At 69.2% G+C, this 17581-nt stretch carries 17 protein-coding genes and 1 pseudogene; 12 read left to right on the top strand and 6 right to left on the bottom strand.

The features are described from left to right. Positions 1–100: 100 nt before the first annotated feature. On the bottom strand, positions 101–766 hold the full coding sequence (gene pdxH / locus OO71_RS42415; RefSeq protein ID WP_033295746.1) for a pyridoxamine 5'-phosphate oxidase: 666 nt from the start codon (positions 764–766) through the stop codon (positions 101–103). A gap of 403 nt (positions 767–1169) precedes the next feature. On the opposite strand from pdxH, the gene OO71_RS42410 reads away from it, so the two are divergent. Beyond that, positions 1170–2309, top strand: a complete 1140-nt coding sequence (locus tag OO71_RS42410; protein WP_033295745.1) for a citrate synthase 2 — start codon at positions 1170–1172, stop codon at positions 2307–2309. 89 nt (positions 2310–2398) lie between these two features. On the opposite strand, the gene OO71_RS49710 is transcribed toward OO71_RS42410, so the two are convergent. Further along, on the bottom strand, positions 2399–3025 hold the full coding sequence (locus tag OO71_RS49710) for a TetR/AcrR family transcriptional regulator (RefSeq protein ID WP_211260830.1): 627 nt from the start codon (positions 3023–3025) through the stop codon (positions 2399–2401). A 14-nt stretch (positions 3026–3039) separates the two neighbouring features. Continuing rightward, positions 3040–4740 (bottom strand): SDR family oxidoreductase, encoded by a 1701-nt coding sequence (locus OO71_RS42405; RefSeq protein ID WP_033295744.1) that lies wholly within the window; start codon positions 4738–4740, stop codon positions 3040–3042. A gap of 145 nt (positions 4741–4885) precedes the next feature. Between OO71_RS42405 and OO71_RS52745 the strand changes: the two genes are divergently transcribed. From OO71_RS52745 to sepH, 7 genes are all read left to right on the top strand, one after another. Continuing rightward, positions 4886–5725 carry an ABC transporter ATP-binding protein gene (locus OO71_RS52745; RefSeq protein WP_156096832.1) on the top strand — a complete coding sequence of 280 codons (840 nt, stop codon included), beginning with the start codon at positions 4886–4888 and terminating at the stop codon, positions 5723–5725. Beyond that, positions 5722–6537: an ABC transporter permease gene (locus OO71_RS42395; protein ID WP_033295742.1), complete on the top strand. Its 816-nt coding sequence runs from the start codon at positions 5722–5724 to the stop codon at positions 6535–6537. The genes OO71_RS52745 and OO71_RS42395 overlap by 4 nt, the downstream gene beginning before the upstream one ends. Further along, positions 6516–7697, top strand: coding sequence for a sensor histidine kinase (locus OO71_RS42390; RefSeq protein ID WP_245633958.1), 1182 nt, complete (start codon positions 6516–6518; stop codon positions 7695–7697). Before OO71_RS42395 ends, OO71_RS42390 begins: the two co-directional genes overlap by 22 nt. Beyond that, positions 7694–8317 (top strand): response regulator, encoded by a 624-nt coding sequence (locus OO71_RS42385; protein WP_033295740.1) that lies wholly within the window; start codon positions 7694–7696, stop codon positions 8315–8317. The genes OO71_RS42390 and OO71_RS42385 overlap by 4 nt, the downstream gene beginning before the upstream one ends. Positions 8318–8339: 22 nt before the next feature. Further along, positions 8340–9686: a serine hydrolase domain-containing protein gene (locus tag OO71_RS42380; RefSeq protein WP_033295739.1), complete on the top strand. Its 1347-nt coding sequence runs from the start codon at positions 8340–8342 to the stop codon at positions 9684–9686. Positions 9687–10112: 426 nt separating this feature from the next. After that, positions 10113–11237, top strand: coding sequence for a phosphoserine transaminase (gene serC, locus OO71_RS42375; RefSeq protein ID WP_033295738.1), 1125 nt, complete (start codon positions 10113–10115; stop codon positions 11235–11237). A 244-nt stretch (positions 11238–11481) separates the two neighbouring features. After that, entirely contained in the window at positions 11482–12324 is an 843-nt protein-coding gene (gene sepH, locus OO71_RS42370; RefSeq protein WP_033295737.1) for a septation protein SepH, read from the top strand. Between the two features lie 176 nt (positions 12325–12500). Here the strand turns inward: sepH and OO71_RS42365 are convergent, their stop codons facing one another. From OO71_RS42365 to OO71_RS42355, 3 genes are read right to left on the bottom strand one after another with little or no spacing between them, the layout of a single operon-like run. Next, positions 12501–12854 carry an MmcQ/YjbR family DNA-binding protein gene (locus tag OO71_RS42365; protein ID WP_033295736.1) on the bottom strand — a complete coding sequence of 118 codons (354 nt, stop codon included), beginning with the start codon at positions 12852–12854 and terminating at the stop codon, positions 12501–12503. Positions 12855–12872: 18 nt separating this feature from the next. Further along, complete coding sequence (locus OO71_RS42360) at positions 12873–13454, bottom strand: DUF2537 domain-containing protein (RefSeq protein ID WP_033295801.1); 582 nt, start codon at positions 13452–13454, stop codon at positions 12873–12875. A 32-nt stretch (positions 13455–13486) separates the two neighbouring features. Continuing rightward, positions 13487–14308, bottom strand: a complete 822-nt coding sequence (locus OO71_RS42355) for a TrmH family RNA methyltransferase (RefSeq protein WP_033295735.1) — start codon at positions 14306–14308, stop codon at positions 13487–13489. A 216-nt stretch (positions 14309–14524) separates the two neighbouring features. Here OO71_RS42355 and OO71_RS42350 point away from each other — a divergent pair, with 216 nt between their 5' ends. The 4 genes and pseudogenes from OO71_RS42350 to OO71_RS49705 all read left to right on the top strand — a co-directional run. Continuing rightward, complete coding sequence (locus OO71_RS42350; protein WP_033295734.1) at positions 14525–16021, top strand: glutamate-cysteine ligase family protein; 1497 nt, start codon at positions 14525–14527, stop codon at positions 16019–16021. A gap of 20 nt (positions 16022–16041) precedes the next feature. After that, positions 16042–16644 (top strand): TetR/AcrR family transcriptional regulator, encoded by a 603-nt coding sequence (locus tag OO71_RS42345; RefSeq protein ID WP_033295733.1) that lies wholly within the window; start codon positions 16042–16044, stop codon positions 16642–16644. Positions 16645–16722: 78 nt separating this feature from the next. Then, positions 16723–17385 carry a biliverdin-producing heme oxygenase gene (locus tag OO71_RS42340; protein ID WP_033295732.1) on the top strand — a complete coding sequence of 221 codons (663 nt, stop codon included), beginning with the start codon at positions 16723–16725 and terminating at the stop codon, positions 17383–17385. 114 nt (positions 17386–17499) lie between these two features. Next, positions 17500–17581 (top strand): annotated as a pseudogene (locus OO71_RS49705) (superoxide dismutase); the annotation flags it as partial.

Here is a 17581-nt window from a genome sequence, read left to right as displayed (position 1 = left end):
GCCACATTGGGGCGATCCGGGGCGATCCGGGGCGATCCGGGGGGCGGCGGGCAGGTAGCGGACGGGCCGGGAGGGAGACGGGGCAGAGAGCGGTCGCAGGTCAGGGAGCGAGGCGCTCCACGTGCCAGCCGTCGTGGGTGCGGTGGTAGCGGAGGCGGTCGTGCATGCGGTCCTCGCGGCCTTGCCAGAACTCGACGTAGTCCGGGCGGATTCGCCAGCCTCCCCAGTGCGGTGGGGCCGGGATGTGCTCGACGTCGGCGAAGCGGCGCTCGATGTTGCGCAGCGCGTTGTTCAGCGCGCGGCGTCCGTCGACCACTCGCGACTGCGGCGACGCCCACGCGCCCAGCTGCGAACCGCGCGGGCGCTGGGCCCAATACGCGGCCGTCTCGTCCGCGGCTACCTTCTCCACTTCGCCACGCACCGTGACCTGCCGGTGCAGCGAGTACCACGGGAAGGTGACCGACGCGTACCGCGTGGCCGTGAGGTCGTGGCTCTTCGCCGACGTGTAGTTCGTATAGAAAACGACGCCGCGGTCGTCGAGGCCTTTGCACAGCACGGTGCGCGAAGACGGGCGGCCCTCGGCGTCGGCGGTGGCGAGCACCATCGCGTTGGGTTCCGCGAGGCCCTCCGACACCGCGTGGCTCAGCCAGTTCTGCAACTGTTCGGTCCACGTGGACGCGAGCGCGGACTCGTCGAACGGCGCCCCGTCGTAGGCCACCCGCATGCCGGGCAGGCGGACCACTGCCTCGTCGATCTCCGGTGTCATCCGGCCCAACCTCCGTTACCCCTGGTGAGGGTGTCGACCCACGGCTATTCCGCCGACGTTATTGGCTCGCCGCGCAGGGCGAAACCCACCGAACGGTGACTCCTGCCACCCCCGGTCGGCCAGCGGGTCGCCACCTCGTGTTCATGCGCCCGATTCCCGGTCAACGGCACCCCGTCCCACCGACTCGGTCACCGCCCGCGACGAAGAACTTCGCGTCCTGCGCTCACCTGGGCTGAATCGTTCTCGTAATCGTGACCGAAACCACGACATCTTCCGTTGCCCCGGACCCCCGTCGAGGAGCATGGTTTGACCCACCGTGCGATGAGGCGCGCAGGAGCCGCGTGTTCCCGCCGCGCGCGAAGAAACACAGCCGGGGAATGCGCATCGAAAGGGTTCGCGAAGAGTGACTACCTCCACGATCAGCAAGACCGACCAGGCCGACGACGGGTTCCGACCGGGCCTCGAAGGCGTCGTCGCGTTTCGTACCGAAATCGCCGAACCCGACCGGGACGGCGGGGCACTGCGCTACCGCGGCGTCGACATCGAGGACCTTGCCGGCAAGGTGACCTTCGGCGACGTATGGGGACTACTGGTCGACGGCCGGTTCGGGCACGGGCTCCCGCCCGCCGAGCCGTTCCCGCTCCCGGTGCACACCGGGGACGTGCGCGTCGACGTACAGGCCGCCCTAGCCATGGTGGCACCGATCTGGGGCTACCGGCCGCTGCTCGACATCAGCGACCAGGACGCCCGTGACCAGCTCGCCCGCGCTTCGGTGATGGCGCTGTCCTACGTCGCCCAGTCCGCCCGCGGGATCGGCCAGCCCGCCGTGCCGCAGTCCCGGGTCGACGAGGCACAGTCGATCACCGAGCGGTTCATGATCCGCTGGCGCGGCGAACCGGACCCGGCGCACGTCCGGGCGGTCGACGCGTACTGGGTTTCCGCCGCCGAGCACGGCCTGAACGCCTCCACCTTCACCGCGCGCGTCATCGCCTCCACCGGGGCGGACGTCGCGGCGGCCCTGTCCGGCGCGATCGGCGCGATGTCCGGGCCGCTGCACGGCGGCGCTCCGGCGCGGGTGCTGCCGATGATCGAGGAGGTCGAGCGGACCGGCGACGCACGGGGCCTGGTCAAGGGCATTCTCGACCGCAAGGAGCGGTTGATGGGCTTCGGGCACCGCGTGTACCGCGCGGAGGACCCGCGGGCTCGGGTGCTGCGGCGTACCTGCAGGGAGCTCGGGGCGGAGCGGTATGAGGTCGCTGCGGCGCTCGAGCAGGCTGCGCTGGCTGAGTTGCGGGAGCGGCGGCCGGATCATCCCATTGAGACGAACGTCGAGTTCTGGGCTGCGGTGATTCTCGACTTTGCGCAGGTTCCGCCGCACATGATGCCTGCGATGTTCTCTTCCGCTCGGACTGCCGGGTGGGCGGCGCATATTCTGGAGCAGAAGAAGACTGGGCGGTTGGTTCGTCCGTCGGCGAAGTACGTGGGGCCTGGGGCTCGGAAGCCGGAGGATGTTGAGGGGTGGGAGCACGTCACCAAGCACTGACGTGACTCTGGCCGGGCACCCCGAAGCCTGATTGTGACTACGGTTTGAGGGGGCTTGTCAAGGCGGGAAAGGTGCCTTGACAAGCCCCCTCAAACCGTGTTTTGGCTTCGTATCGGGGTGCAGGGCGGGGGCTGGCTGCCCTGGTCCTGGGGGTGTGTGCGCGTGGCGGTCAGCATGGCGGTTAGTTGGGCTACTAGCCAGCTGTCCAAGGATTCTCGGGTTACGGTGCCTTCCTGTAGCCACGACAGTAGTGCGCCTTCTACTACTGCAGTCCAGCATCGTATGGTCAACAGCACCAGTGGTGACGGCTCGGTGATTGCCAATGCGTCGAGAATCAGTTCCACAGCTCGATTGCGTACTTCATCGATGGCGGCATCGGTTTCTGACGTTGCGATTACCGAACCGGTGCGCAGCAATGCGATATAGCCTGCCCGGTAATGCCCGGCTACGTCTATCAAGCCTCGTACCGCCGCGCGTAGTCGTTCTTCCGGTGGGCCTTCTTCCAGCGTCGCCAGTCGGGCTACCAAGCCATCCGTGACCGTGCGCAATGCCTGCATTTGCAGTTCACGCAGGCTGGAGAAGTATCGGTAGAACAATGGCCGTGATACCTCGGCGCGCGCGATGATGTCGTCTACCGTCACCAATTCCGGTGCGCGGCTGCCGAACAGGTCCAGCGCTGCCGCGATCAAGTCTGCACGCCGGGCTTCTGCGGTCATCCGGCGCGGGCGGCTCACGGTGTGACGTCCAGTTTGGCTGCTGCGCGAAGCAAACCGGGGGTCAGTCGCGAAAGGACCAGTGCGACCTTCGCCTCCGGAGTGGACGGTTGGATCGCGACGTTCTTCTCCACTGCCCGCAGGATGTCGCGTGCCACGCGTTCCGGGCCGAAATTGCGCCGGGCGTAGAGTTTCGACGATTGTTTCTGCCGTCGCTTTTCTTCTGCAGCGTCGACGCCGACGAACTTGGTCGTGTTGGTGATGTTGGTGTTCACCAAGCCTGGGCAGACCGCCGTCACGCCGATTCCGTCGGACGCCAGTTCTGCGCGAAGTCCGTTGCTCAGCGCGAGTACCGCCGCCTTTGTAGTGCCATAAGCGGTGAGGATTTTCGACGGCAGGTACGCGGCAGCAGACGCAAGGTTTACGATCTGCCCGCCCTCCGCCCGTTCCGTCATCATCGGCACAAACGCGCGGCAGCCGTGGATCACGCCCCACAGGTTGACGTCGACGACCTTTTCCCAATCCTCGACCGTCGTGTCCAGGAATGAGCCGGACATTCCGATTCCGGCGTTGTTCACCACGATGTCCGGCACGCCGAAATCGGCCCGCACCTGCGAAGCGAACTGTGCGACCGCGGAGCCGTCCGAAGAGTCCACTGTGTACTCACCGGCCGTCACGCCGCGTTCCCGCAGCAGTTTTGCCGTTTCCACCACCGATTCCGGGTTGATGTCGGAAACGACGACGTCGGCGCCTTCCGCGGCGAACGCCAGCGCGGTTTCCCGCCCGATTCCGCTGCCTGCGCCGGTCACCACCACGAGCTGGTGCGCAAACCGTCCGGTACCACCACGGGCTCGCCGCAAGCCGCGTGTTTCCTCCCCGGTTTCGACGTATTCGATCAGTTCGGCCGCCGCCGCAGCGACCACCGACGGCTTGCTGCGCGTGATCCAATGCGACCCGACCAGCCGGCGGACCCGCAGATCCGGTACCCAGCGCGCGATCTCGGTCTGCAGCGGAGTGGTGACGTACGCATCGCCGGTCGGAGCCAAGACCTGTACCGGGATTTCCGCGGGGCGCGGGCGCGGCCGGGCCATCCGCGGACCCATGTTGGCGCGGTAGAGCTTGAGCCCGTGCACGCCGTCGAGCGTGTCCGGCGAGGCCTCGGCCGGTTCCAGCCTACGGATCAACGTGCGCATGATTCCGGTGCGCCACAACAGTTCCGGGATCAGCGGTACCTGGAACGCGACGATGTAGTACGAGTGCAGCAGCTGCCGCAGCGCGTGCCTCAGCCGCCGTGGCGTCGGCCGGGTCAGCTGCTCGCGGAACCAGGCACCGGCGTGGTCGAGGCTCGGGCCGGAAAGCGAGGTGTACGACGCGATCCGCCCGCGCAGCCGGTCGCCGGTCACCGCATGCCACGTCTGGATCGACCCCCAGTCGTGCGCCACGAGATGGACCTTGCCGCTGGGCTGCACGTCGTCGATCACCGTGGCGAGGTCGTCGGCCAGCTGGTCGAGCAGGTACGCCCGCCGGGCGCGCGGCTTGTCGGATTCGCCCGCGCCCCGCACGTCGTAGACGACCACGCGGTATCGCCGACCCAGCTCCTCGGCTACGCCGTCCCACATCGAGCTGTTGTCCGGATAGCCGTGCACGAGCACGACCGTTGGCCCGTCCGGCAGCCCGCGCACGCGGACCGAGAGGCGGACTCCGTCGCTGGCCGTCACCTGCTTGTGAGACATCTTGTCATGTTAGACAATCTGTCAACAGTCGTGGTTTCACGGGGAACCAGCTTGTCCACCGTTCGGTGGACAGCCGGATTCCACTGCCTGGACGTCACGCGGACCCCGGTGCCCGGCGCACGCTGAACCCATGAGCACAGCAGTGCGAGTGCGCGGACTGCGCAAGGAGTACCCGGGGCACGTAGCCGTCGCCGGGATCGATCTCGACATCCTCGACGGCGAGGTGTTCGCCCTGCTCGGCCCCAATGGCGCGGGCAAGACGACCACCGTCGAGATCCTGGAGGGACACCGGCAGCGGACGGCGGGGGAAGCCACCGTCCTCGGCGAGGACCCGGGTACCGCGGGACGCGCGTGGCGCGCCCGCATCGGCGTCGTGCTGCAGACGGCCACCGACGCGGCGGAGCTGACCGTGGTGGAAACCGTGCGGCACTTCGCGAAGTACTACCCGAACCCGCGCGACGCGGAGGAGGTGATCGACCAGGTCGGCCTCACCACCAAGGCGGGCGCGCGAGTGAAGTCGTTGTCCGGTGGGCAACGCCGGCGCGTGGACGTCGCGCTCGGCATCATCGGCAGGCCCGAGCTGCTCTTCCTCGACGAGCCGACCACCGGATTCGACCCGGAGGCCCGCCGGCAGTTCTGGACCCTCATCGACGGCCTCGCCCACGAGGGCACCACGATCCTCCTGACCACGCATTACCTCGATGAAGTCGAGGCGTTGGCCGACCGGCTGGCAGTGCTCGCGCGCGGCGAAATCGTCGCGGAGGGCACGCCGGCCACGCTCGGTGGCCGCGAACGCGCGGAGGCCGTCGTGCGATGGCACGACGAACGCGGCAGCCACGAGGAACGAACCGCATTCCCGACCAAGCTCGTCACGCAGCTGGCCGGTTCCGGCGGCGAACTCGCCGGGCTGACCGTGACGCGGCCGAGCCTGGAAGACGTCTATCTCGACCTGATCGGGGAACAATCGTGACCACGACCTTGGCCCTGCCGGGCACCCTCAGCCTCGGCCTCGCCCGCGGCGCCGTGGAGCTGCGGCAGTTCTTCCGCAACCGCGAGCAGGTGGTGTTCACGTTCTCGCTGCCCGCGGTGCTGATGATCCTGCTCGGTTCCATCCTGAACGGCCCGACCGCGCAGGCCGGGGTGTCGTCCGGGCAGCTGCTCGCGGCCGGGATGATCGGCGCGGGGATCGTGTCGACGTCGTTCAACAGCGTCGGCATCGGGATCGCCAACGACCGGGAAGTCGGTGCGCTCAAACGGCTTCGCGGCACGCCGATGCCCGCGGCGGCGTACTTCATCGGCAAGATGATCATGGTCGCGGTGACCAGCGTGGCGCAGACCGTGCTGATGGCCGCGGTCGCGATGCTGCTGTTCGACCTCGACCTGCCTGCCGACCCGGCGAAGTGGCTGACCCTGCTCTGGGTGCTGGTGCTCGGGATCGTGTCGTCGACCCTGCTCGGCATCGCGATCACCTCGCTCACCCGCACCACGAACGGCACGGTGGCCGTGGTGCAGATGGTGTACCTGGTGCTGCAGTTCATTTCCGGGGTGTTCGTGACGCCGATCCGGAACCTGCCGCGGGTCATGGTCGACATCGCGTCGTTCTTCCCGCTGAAATGGATCTGCCAAGGTTTCCGCTCGGTGTTCCTGCCGCCGGAGGCCGCGACGCAGGAGATGGCGGGGACATGGGAGCTTCCGATGGTGGCGCTGGTGCTGGCGGTGTGGTGCGTGGTGGGCCTGGTGCTCGCGAGGGTGACGTTCCGGTGGACGAACGAAGCTCGGTGACCCAGCGCGACGCGTCTCAGCAGTCGTACTGGGCTTGGGAGGTCCTGTTCGCGGTCGCCTACGTGGCGACCGCGATCATGGTGGCCTTCACCGACTCCCCGGTGACGGACAAAGTGGTGGCCGAGGTCGCGATGGGGACCATGGCGCTGGCGTACCTCGTGACCGGCCGCCGCGTCGTGCTCGGGGAAGGCGGCCGCCCGGCCCGCGTCGCGGCGACGGCCACGGTGGTGCTGTGCACCGCCACCGCCATCCTCGCCGACACCACGTCGAGCTTCGTGCTGTTCTTCTCCACCCCACTGCTGTTCATGATGCTGACCCTGCGGCTCGCGGTCGGCTGGGCCACGCTGCTGATCCTGCTCGAGCCCACCGCGGCCGTGCTCGACGGCGGCTGGGGCAACCCGATGCTCCCGGTCCTGCTGCCGATGACCGGTATCCTGCTCGTCTTCGGCGTGCTCGCCGGGAAGTTCATCAGCGACATACTGGACCAAAGCAGCGCCCGTGCCGACCTGATCCGCAAGCTCGAGGCGAGCCAGGCGGAGGTCGCGCGGCTGTCCCGGGACGCCGGTACCGCGGCCGAACGCGAGCGGCTGGCCAGGGAAATCCACGACACGCTCGCGCAGGGCTTCACCAGCATCGTCGCGCTGACCCAGGCGATCGAGTCCGAACTGGACACCGATCCGGTGGTGGTACGCAAGCATTTGGCGCTCGCCGCCCGCACCGCGCGCGAGAACCTGGCCGAGGCACGCGCGATGGTCGCCGCGCTCGCACCGTCCGATTTGGCCACTGGCTCGCTACCGGAGGCAGTGCGGCGGCAGGCAAATCGGCTCGCCGAAGAGACCGGCGTACCTATCAAGTGCGAAGTGGACGATGCCCTCCCGCCGGTGCCGACCGCGGTCGAGGTGGTGTTGCTGCGAGCGGCGCAGGAGGCGCTGGCGAACGTCCGCAAGCACTCGGGGGCGACCGCGGTAGAGCTCCAGCTGTCCGCTGTGGACGGAGCGATCCGGTTACGGGTAGCGGACAACGGGTGCGGATTTGTGCCGGGGGCCGACGGATTCGGATTGCGCGGGATGCGTTCGCGCGCCGGGCAAGTAGGCGGCACGCTGGAGGTGCGGACGGGCGCGAACGGCGGCACCGAACTGGAACTGGAGGTACCCGCGTGATCACGATCATGCTCGTCGACGACCACCCCGTGGTGCGCGAAGGGCTGCGCGGCATGCTCGAAGCAGAGGCCGACCTCACGGTGGTCGGCGAGGCGGGTTCCGGCGGCGAAGCGGTGGCGCTCGACCGCGTGAAGCAGCCCGACGTCGTACTGATGGACCTGCGGATGCCCGGTCTCGACGGCGTCGGCGCGATCCGCGAAATCCTGCGCGAGACACCGGCCCGGCGCATTGTCGTGCTCACCACGTACGAAACCGACACGGACATCCTGCGCGCGGTGGAGGCGGGGGCGGCGGGGTACCTGCTGAAGGACGCGTCGCGGGTCGAACTGGCCGGGGCGATCCGCGCGGCAGCACGCGGCGAAACCGTGCTGGCACCGTCAGTTGCGGGCAAGCTCGTGCACCGGATGCGGAACCCGGAACCGGTGTCGCCGCTGTCCGCGCGGGAGGTCGAAGTGCTGCGGCTCGTCGCGAAGGGACACACCAACGCCGACATCGGCCGCGAGCTGCACATCGGCGAGGCGACGGTGAAAACTCATCTGCTGAGAGTGTTCTCGAAACTCGGCGTTTCCGACCGGACGGCCGCGGTGACGACGGCGCTGGACCGGCAACTGCTGGGTTGAGCCGCCAGTGCAGAATGGCGCCATGCTCGACTCCACCGAACTCGCCCTGTACCGACGCCTTGCGCACGAGCAGGCGGCGTCCCGCGCTCCGTCCCTGGTCGCCGCCGTGGTGCGGGACGGCGAGCTCGCGTGGTCCGGCGCCCGCGGGCGCGTGGGCGACCAGCGGCCGGACGGCGACACGCAGTACCGGCTGGGGTCGATCACCAAGACGATGATCGCGACCGCCGTCCTGCGGCTGCGGGACGAGGGCAAACTCGACCTCACCGACCCGATCGAACGGCATCTGCCGGGCACGTCGTTCGGGTCGGCGACGGTGGCTCAGCTGCTGTCGCACACGTCGGGGCTCACGTCGGAGTCACCCGGTGAATGGTGGGAACGTACGCCGGGCGCGGACTGGGCGACGCTGGTCGCGAGCCTGGAGAAGGGCGCGACGAAACTGCGTCCGGGATCGCGGTTCCACTACTCGAACGTCGGTTTCGGGGTGCTCGGCGAACTCGTCGCACGGCACCGCGGCCGCCCGTGGTTCGACGTCGTACGCGACGAAATCCTTGTCCCACTGGGCATGAATCGCACGACTCCGCATCCGGAGGGCGCGCACGCGGCGGGATTCGCCGTACACCCGTTCGCTGACGTTCTGCTACCCGAACGGTGGCCGGACACCGGCGCGATGGCCCCGGCAGGCCAGCTGTGGTCCACGATCACCGACCTCGGCCGCTGGGCGTCGTTCGTCGGCGGCTTCACCGGGGATGTGCTGTCCGGCGACACCGTGGCCGAAATGCGGACGATGAACACCGTCGACGACACCGAGGTCTGGACCTCCGGTTTCGGCCTCGGCCTCATGCTCGTGCGCTACCAGGGCAGGCAGCTGGCCGGGCACACCGGCTCGATGCCCGGGTTCCTCGCCGCATGCCTGATCGACCCGGCGACCGGCACCGGCGCGGTGTGCCTCGCGAACTCCACCGCGGGGGTCGGCATCACGCAGCTGTGCCTCGACCTGCTCACCACCGCGGACGACCTGGAGCCCGCGCTGCCCGCCGAGTGGCAACCGTCCACTGTGGACCCGGAACTGGTCGCGCTCACCGGCCTGTGGCACTGGGGCCCGACGCCGTACCTGCTGCGCGTCCAGAGCGACGGCCTGCTCGCCCTGAACCCGGTCGCGGGCGCCGGGCGGGCGTCGCGGTTCCGCCCGGAAGGCCCGGACACGTGGCTCGGCCTGGACGGCTACTACGCGGGCGAAACCCTCACCATCGGCCGCGACGCCACGGGGAAGGCCAACCACCTCGACCTCGCGACGTTCATCTTCACCCGCACCCCGTACGACCCGGCTGCGCCGATTCCGGGCGGGGTGGACGAAGGCGGCTGGCGCTGAGGGCAGGTTCGGTCGCTGGTCAGGACACCTTCCTGACCAGGCTGCCCGAACGCCACCCGCGGCGACGGCACCGCCAGCCGAACTCGCCGGTGCAGGCCACGCAACGACGCTCCCTGCCCAGCCCGATCTCCACCGCAACCCAGTCCGATCTCCACCCCGACCCGCCCGCGAACCCCGATCTCCACCACAACCCAGCCCGATCTCCGCCCCGACCCAGCCTGATCTCCACCCCGACCCGCCCGACGCCCCCAATCGGCAGGCCGACCCCCAGCGACGGGTCCCCCGGGGTGCACCAGCGCCCGCACGGCGAACTGTGCGAACCGTCCCGATCGCGGCCGGTAGCCGCGCGAATCCGGCACCGTTCCACATGTCGGGCACCCACCCGCCGCCGTCACCTGCGCTGTCCCGACCTGAGAGACTGACCCCATGACCGACGCTGAGTTGACCATCCCCGCAGACCTCAAGCCGGCCGACGGCCGCTTCGGCTGCGGACCCTCGAAGGTCCGCGAAGAGCAGCTCGCCGCCCTCGCCCGGTCCGGCTCCACCTACCTCGGCACCTCGCACCGGCAGAAGCCGGTCAAATCGCTCGTCGGCCGGGTGCGCGCCGGTCTGTCCGAGCTGTTCTCCCTGCCCGACGGGTACGAGGTCATCCTCGGCAACGGTGGTACCACCGCGTTCTGGGACGCCGCGGCCTTCGGCCTCGTGCGCGAGCGCGCGCAGCACTTCACCTACGGCGAGTTCTCGTCGAAGTTCGCCACCGTCACGAACAAGGCGCCGTTCCTCGGCGAGTCGATCGTGGTGAAGGCCGACCCGGGCAGCGCCCCGGAAATCGCCTTCCAGCAGGGTGCCGACCTGGTCGGCTGGGCACACAACGAAACGTCCACCGGGGTCGCGGTGCCGGTGCAGCGTCCGGCGGACAGTGACGGCGCGCTCGTCGCGATCGACGCCACCTCCGGTGCCGGGGGTCTGCCGGTCAACGCCGCGGACTTCGACGTCTACTACTTCGCGCCGCAGAAGTCGTTCGCCTCCGACGGCGGGCTCTGGATCGCGCTCGCGTCGCCCGCCGCGGTCGAGCGGATCGGCGAGATCGGCGGCGGCGACCGCTGGATCCCCGAGTTCCTCTCGCTCACCACCGCGCTCGACAACTCGCGCAAGGACCAGACGTACAACACCCCCGCGGTCTCCACGCTCTTCCTGCTCGCCGAGCAGATCGAGTGGATGAACGGCGAGGGCGGCCTGGCCTGGACCACCGCGCGTACCAAGGAATCCTCGACCCGGCTGTACGAATGGGCCGAAAAGACGTCGTACACCACGCCGTTCGTGGCGAATCCGGAGCTGCGGTCGCAGGTCGTCGGCACCGTGGACTTTTCCGATGAGGTCGACGCCGCCGCGGTCGCGAAGGTGCTGCGGGCCAACGGGATCGTCGACACCGAGCCGTACCGCAAGCTGGGCCGCAACCAGCTGCGCGTCGGCCTGTTTCCGGCCATCGACCCGGACGACGTCACCAAGCTCACCCAGAGCATCGAGTACGTCGTGGAACGCCTGGGCTGACCCGGTTTCCCGCCCCACCGCATCAACCGCCCCGCGTGCCGCCGGTACGCGGGGCGGTCTGCGTTCAGACCACTCGTTCGTGACGCACCGTGGTCGGCGTGTCACCCCGGCCGCCTCGCACCGGGCCGCAAGGATGATCGGAAAGTGCTGTCGGTTGGGTTGGGCGTCGGCGCGCCTCGCACGTCAAGCCGACGCGCCGTTCTAACGTAGGCACCCACAAAGGTGAACACCGGGGAGGCGAAAAATGCGGGCGTTGCGGGTGGTCGGGTTGCACGAGGACGGGAAGTCCCTCGTGCTGGAGGACCCGGCGAGCCGTACCCGCTTCCTGCTCCCGGCCGACGAGAGACTGCGTGCGGCGGCGAGGGGGGACATCGCCCGGCTGGGCCAGATCGAGATCGAGTTGGAGAGCCAGATGCGGCCACGCGAGATCCAGGCGCGAATCCGTGCGGGCGAGTCCGTCGAGCAGGTCGCGAGCAGCGCGGGCGTTTCGGTGCAGCGGGTGGAGCGCTTCGCTTATCCGGTGCTGCTGGAGCGGTCCCGCACGGCCGAGCTCGCGCAGTCCGCGCACCCAGTCCGCGAGGACGGGCCCGACGTGCAGACGCTCGGCGAGGTCATCGCGTACGCCTTCGGCGTCCGCGGCCACGACCACAGCCAGGCGCAGTGGGACGCCTGGCGCGGCGACGACGGCAAGTGGGTCGTGGTGCTGCGGTGGAAGGCGGGCCGCTCCGACAATCGGGCGCACTGGTCGTTCTCCCCCGGCGCGCACGGCGGCACCGTGCACGCGCTCGACGAGCACGCCGAGGTCCTGCTCAACCCGAACTCGTACCAGCCGCCGCGCACCGTCCGCGCGCTGGAGCCGGCGCGCGAATCCGTGGTACAGCCGACGCTCGACGCGGTCGAGGAACAGCGCGCCATCGAAGCCCCGGCCGAGCCGGAGGACGACGACACCCGCGAGATCCCGCGCGTCCCGGACGAGCCCGAGGATTCCGTGGATTCCGTGGAGCCGCCCGCGAAGCCGAAGAAGAACCATCCGATCGTGCCGTCCTGGGAGGACGTGCTGCTCGGGGTCCGCACCCAGCGCGGCTAACCCTGCCCGAACCGCCCCAATGTGGCATTGGGTGCGTCAGATGCACCCAATGCCACATTCGCAGCATCCCACGCACCCAATGCCACATTCGCTGCATCCCACGCACCCAACGCCACATTGGGTGCGTCACATGCACCCAATGCCACATTGGGGCCGATGTCGGCAGGAGGCATACGTCAGCCGTCCAGCAGCGCGGCCAGGGATTTCGGCGCCACCTGCCGGTACGCCTCGCGCACGATCTGCGTGATTTCGGTCCAGTCGACGTCCACGTCGAGGCGGACGCCGAGCCAGCCGCGATGTCCGACGTACGGCGGGCGGAAGAACCGTTCCGGCTCGGTGCGCACCAGTTCCTCCTGCGCACCGGGCGGGGCCGGGCACCAGAAGGCGACCTTGTCGTCGTGGTGCCGGTCGGCGAACATCACGAACGTCTTGCGGCCACGGATGAACCACGTCGGTTCCCCGTGGCTGAGCCGTTCGGTGGCTTCGGGCAGGGCGAGACAAAGCGCGCGTAATTCGTCGAGCGGAGCCATCGGGCCAGTATCGGCGAGTCAGAACACCGTCGCCAGCACGCCGACCCACGCGAGCACCAGACCGGCCGCCGCGCCGTACACCGCCCAGCGAAGGATCAGCACCCGCCTGCCCAGCCACAACGACGGCGCGACCCCGCCGGTCACGACCACCGACGCGACCAAGGCCAGCCACCCGCTCGTCTCGCGCGCCAGCGTGCCGGCCAGCGCGAGCATCGCCACGATCACCAGCACCGCCGCGAACACCGACACGGTGAGCCCGGTGGCCCATGGCGTCGGTTCCCGGACCGCCCGTACCCGCGCAGGCCGCTGCGGTGGATCGACCACTATCCCGGCGCCCGTCACCGGGTCGACGTACCGCACCTGGGTCCCCATCACCGCAGCCAGCCGCGTCGCGAGCTGCCGGCCGCGCTGCGACACGACAGTGCCCGCGATCTCGGTCTCCGGCCCGGACTTGGCGATCGCCGACGCGACGCGCGCCCACTCGTGCAGCGCCTGGGCAAGGTCGGCGCCGATCGCGAGCCGCCGCGGGTCGACCTCCCGCGCGTGCTCACCGCCCGGACCGGCGAGCACCGCCTGCTCACCCCGGATCCGCAGCTCCATGGTGTCCTTCCGCGCCGGAAACGTGCCGGCTGTCACTCTAGTGCGGCGGCCTCCGCGGAGATCTCGTGGAACGCAATAGCCGCCGCGGTCGCCACGTTCAGCGAATCGACCCCCGGCACCATCTCGATCCGCACGGCGACGTCCGCGGCCGCGATCGCCTCGTCGGTGAGGCCAGGGCCCTCCGCGCCGAGCAGCAGCGCAATCGGCCCCGGCACCTTGTCCCGCAATCCGCGCAGCGGCACCGAATCCGCGCGCGGCGTGAGCGCGGCCACGGTGAAACCCCTGGCCCGCAGCACATCCAGGCCGCCGGGCCAGCTGTCGAAGGTCGCGAACGGCACGCGCAGCACGTGTCCCATCGAAACGCGCACACTGCGCCGGTACAGCGGATCCGAACAGCCCGGTCCGAGCAGCACCCCGCCGACGCCGAGCGCCGAGGCATTGCGGAACAGCGCACCGAGGTTCTCGTGATCGCCGACGCCTTCGAGCACGGCCACTGCCTGGGTACCGTCCATGATCTGGGAAATCGTCGGCGGCACCGGCCGATCCGCGACCGCGAGCACCCCACGGTTGAGGTGGAAACCCACGACGTCGGCCATCGTCTCCGCCGACGTCACATACGCCGGCGCGTCGACGCCGTCGAGTTCGTCCTTCAGTTCCCGCAGCCGTCGCTCGACTCCCAGCAACGCGCGCACGGGATACCGCGACGCGAGCAGCCGCGCCACCACCACGGTTCCTTCGGCGATCACGAGCCCGCGCCCGCCCGGCCGGTCCGGGCGGCGGTCCGCTGTGGACAGGTCGCGGAAGTCGTCGAGGCCCGGATGCGCGCGGTCCTCGGTGAAGATCAGTTCAGCCACATCGGACAGTCTCGCACCCGGCCGAACCCTGCTCCGCTGGTCCGAACGAGGGGCCGCCCTTGGTACGAACGGCGCATTTTCGCGCAGGGTCAACTTGCCGTGACGGAGAGCACCAGTTTGGCCGCTAGCCCCGGCCTGCCGCGCTGTGCGACGGTGGTCGGCCTGGCAGTCCTCGCCCCGGGACACCGCGGACAGCAGCCTAGGAGCGCGTCGAACATGGGTACGGATCTCTCGGCACATCCCGGCCGGCTCGACCGCGGTCGGTACCGCCGAAAGGTCCAGCGGTGCCTCGACACCCTGGCCCGGATGCTCACCGACGGGAGTTTTTCCTTTCCCCGCAAGAACATCGGACTCGAGGTGGAGCTGAACCTCGTGGACGGGCAGATGCGCCCGTCGATGAACAACTCCGCCGTACTGGAGGCGCTCGACGATCCGTCGTTCACCACCGAACTCGGCCAGCACAACCTGGAGCTCAACGTTCCGCCGCGGCCGCTGGCCGGGGATTCCGCGCTGCAGCTGGAAGGCGACCTGCACGCGTACCTCGCGAGAGCCGAGTCGAGCGCCACCGGCATCGGGTCGACGCTCGCCATGATCGGCATTCTCCCTACGCTGCGGCAAGAACACTTCGACCAGAAGTGGCTTTCCCACAAGACGCGTTACTCGTCACTGAATGACGAGATCTTCGCCGCGCGGGGGGAGCGGATCGCGCTCGCGATGGACGGCGCCGCGCTGCCCGGCGCGCAACCGGAACGGCTGCGCAGCTACGCGGAATCCATTCTCCCGGAAGCTGCCTGCACGTCGGTCCAGCTGCATTTGCAAGTGGCGCCGGAGGAATTCGCCGCGCACTGGAATGCCGCGCAGTGCCTGGCCGGCGTGCAGACCGCGCTCGCCGCGAATTCGCCGTTCCTGCTGGGCAAGGCGTTGTGGCACGAAACCCGGATCCCGTTGTTCCAGCAGGCCACCGACACCCGTCCGGAGGAGCTCAAGAACCAGGGCGTACGGCCGCGCGTGTGGTTCGGCGAGCGGTGGATCACGTCGATCTTCGACCTGTTCGAGGAAAACGTCCGCTACTTCCCCGGGCTGCTGCCGGAAACCGATCTCGAGGACCCGCTCGAAACCCTGGAATCGGGGCAGGCTCCCAAGCTGGCCGAGCTGCGCATGCACAACGGCACGATCTGGCGGTGGAACCGGCCGGTGTACGACGTCGTCGACGGGATGCCGCACCTGCGCGTGGAAAACCGCGTGCTGCCCGCCGGTCCGACGGTCGCCGACATCGTGGCCAACGCGTTGTTCTTCTACGGCGCCCAGCGCGCTTTGGCGGAGGAAGACCGGCCGGTGTGGTCGCAGATGTCGTTCCAGGCCGCGGAGGAAAACCTGTACGCAGGCGCCCGCAAGGGTTTCGACGCGCAGCTGTACTGGCCGGGCATCGGCTGGATCCCGCCGGACGAGCTCGCGCTGCGCGTGCTGCTGCCGCTGGCGCACGAGGGCCTGCGGCGTTCGGACGTCTCCGACGAGGCCCGCGTGCGTTACCTCGGCATCATCGAACGCCGGTGCCTCGCGCGGCGCAGCGGTGCGACCTGGCAGCGGGATTACGTCCTGCGCGCGGAGGAACGCGGCGCCGACCGCGAGACCGCGCTCACCTGGATGCTGCGCCGGTACCTGGAGCTGTCGTCGGCGGGCGAGCCGGTGCACACTTGGTCGCTCACCGACTGACGCTCCCCTAAAGTGATCCCATGCCGAAGGTGCTGGGTGGCTCGCTCGAAGCACACCGCCGCGAAGTGCGCGCGCGGGTGTTCGAAGTGGTGCGCGCGCAGCTGTACGAGCGCGGGTTCGACGCGATCACGCTCGCCGGGGTCGCCGCGGAGGCCGGGCTCGGCCGCACCGCGATGTACAACCACTTCCCGGACAAGGAAAGCCTGCTCGTCGCGTTCGTCGAGGACGAGGCGGCGCAGTACGTCGAACGGCTGCGCGAGGCCATCGATGCCGAACCGGACCCGGTCGCCCAGCTGACCACGTTCGTCCGGCTGCAGCTGCGAGTGCTGGCCGAACACCATCTGCCGCCGGGTACCGCGCTGGAGTCGGCACTGGCTCCCGCGGCGTACCGGCGGATCAGCGCACACGCCGACCCGATCACCGAGCAACTGCGCGCGGTACTGCTCGCCGGGGTCGACGCGGGCAGCTGGCCTGCCCAGAATCTGGACGTGGTGGTCCCCATGATCACCGCGGCGCTCGGCAGCCGCCAGGTGATCGATGTGTCTCCCGAACTGCTGGAAGACGCCGTCGAGGGGGCCGTGCGGTTCGTACGGCGGGCACTCGGACCGGGTGAAGTTCGCTGATTTTAGGGTAGCCTAAGTCCGGATTGTGGCCTACGCTTCTTTCTGACAGCTTGTCAGATCGATCGCGGGAGGCCCGCTATGACGGTGACCACGGACCTGCAAGCCCGCCCGTTTTCCGGGCAGCTGCGGGCCTCCACGAAAGTGGTGCACGAGAAGGCCAACCACTCCACCTACATGAACGCGCTGCTCGGCGGCGAACTGTCGCTGGCCGGGTACACCGCGCTCGCGGTCCAGTACTACTTCATCTACCAGGCGATCGAACGCGCCGGGGACGCGATGGCCGATCCGGTGGGCCGCGAGTTCGTGTTCGAGGAGCTGCGACGGCTGCCGTCGCTGGAGCGCGATCTGGAGCGGCTGGTAGGCCCCGGATGGCGTAACGAGATCGAACCGCTGTCCGCCACGAAAGCGTACGCCGAGCGGATCGCCGAGGCTGCGCGCTGGTCCGGTGGCTTCGTGGCGCACCACTACACGCGCTACCTCGGCGACATCGCGGGCGGCCAGATCATCCGGCGGCTGCTGGAAAAGAACTTCGACCTCGCTGAGGCGGGCACGCTCTTCTACCACTTCGACGGGATCGGCAGCGCGCCCGCGTTCCGCGACCGGTACCGCGCAAAGCTCGACGAAGCGCCGTGGAGCGAGGACGAACGCGCCCGGGTGATCGACGAGTCGGTGGTCGCCTTCGAGCACAACGTGGCGGTGTTCGACGAACTGGCGCGTGACCTGGAGCAGTACCGCGCATGAGCCCGGTCACAGCAGCTTGACCTCGATCTTGGTCGAGGTACCAGGCTCGGTTTCGGAAGCCGCCCGCCCGGGTAGGCCGCGGGCGAAACCTGCGCCGAGACAGAAGGAGGGCCCATGGCCCGGTATGTGCTGCCCGATCTGGATTACGACTATGGCGCGTTGGCGCCGTCGATTTCGGGGGAGATCAACGAGCTGC

Origin of the sequence: Amycolatopsis jejuensis, from assembly GCF_000717335.1 — a bacterium.
In the GTDB taxonomy this organism is placed as follows: Bacteria; Actinomycetota; Actinomycetes; order Mycobacteriales; family Pseudonocardiaceae; genus Amycolatopsis; species Amycolatopsis jejuensis.
This window is presented reverse-complemented; position numbering and strand designations above follow the sequence as displayed.

Bases quoted from the DNA above. Each gene is read 5' to 3' on its own strand.
- OO71_RS42340 (WP_033295732.1), top strand. From the start codon at position 16,723: ATGACGGTGACCACGGACCTGCAAGCCCGCCCGTTTTCCGGGCAGCTG.
- OO71_RS42350 (WP_033295734.1), top strand. From the start codon at position 14,525: ATGGGTACGGATCTCTCGGCACATCCCGGCCGGCTCGACCGCGGTCGG.
- OO71_RS49710 (WP_211260830.1), bottom strand. From the start codon at position 3,025: ATGACCGCAGAAGCCCGGCGTGCAGACTTGATCGCGGCAGCGCTGGAC.
- OO71_RS42380 (WP_033295739.1), top strand. From the start codon at position 8,340: ATGCTCGACTCCACCGAACTCGCCCTGTACCGACGCCTTGCGCACGAG.
- OO71_RS42360 (WP_033295801.1), bottom strand. From the start codon at position 13,454: ATGGAGCTGCGGATCCGGGGTGAGCAGGCGGTGCTCGCCGGTCCGGGC.
- OO71_RS52745 (WP_156096832.1), top strand. From the start codon at position 4,886: ATGAGCACAGCAGTGCGAGTGCGCGGACTGCGCAAGGAGTACCCGGGG.
- OO71_RS42345 (WP_033295733.1), top strand. From the start codon at position 16,042: ATGCCGAAGGTGCTGGGTGGCTCGCTCGAAGCACACCGCCGCGAAGTG.
- pdxH (WP_033295746.1), bottom strand. From the start codon at position 766: ATGACACCGGAGATCGACGAGGCAGTGGTCCGCCTGCCCGGCATGCGG.
- sepH (WP_033295737.1), top strand. From the start codon at position 11,482: ATGCGGGCGTTGCGGGTGGTCGGGTTGCACGAGGACGGGAAGTCCCTC.
- serC (WP_033295738.1), top strand. From the start codon at position 10,113: ATGACCGACGCTGAGTTGACCATCCCCGCAGACCTCAAGCCGGCCGAC.
- OO71_RS42365 (WP_033295736.1), bottom strand. From the start codon at position 12,854: ATGGCTCCGCTCGACGAATTACGCGCGCTTTGTCTCGCCCTGCCCGAA.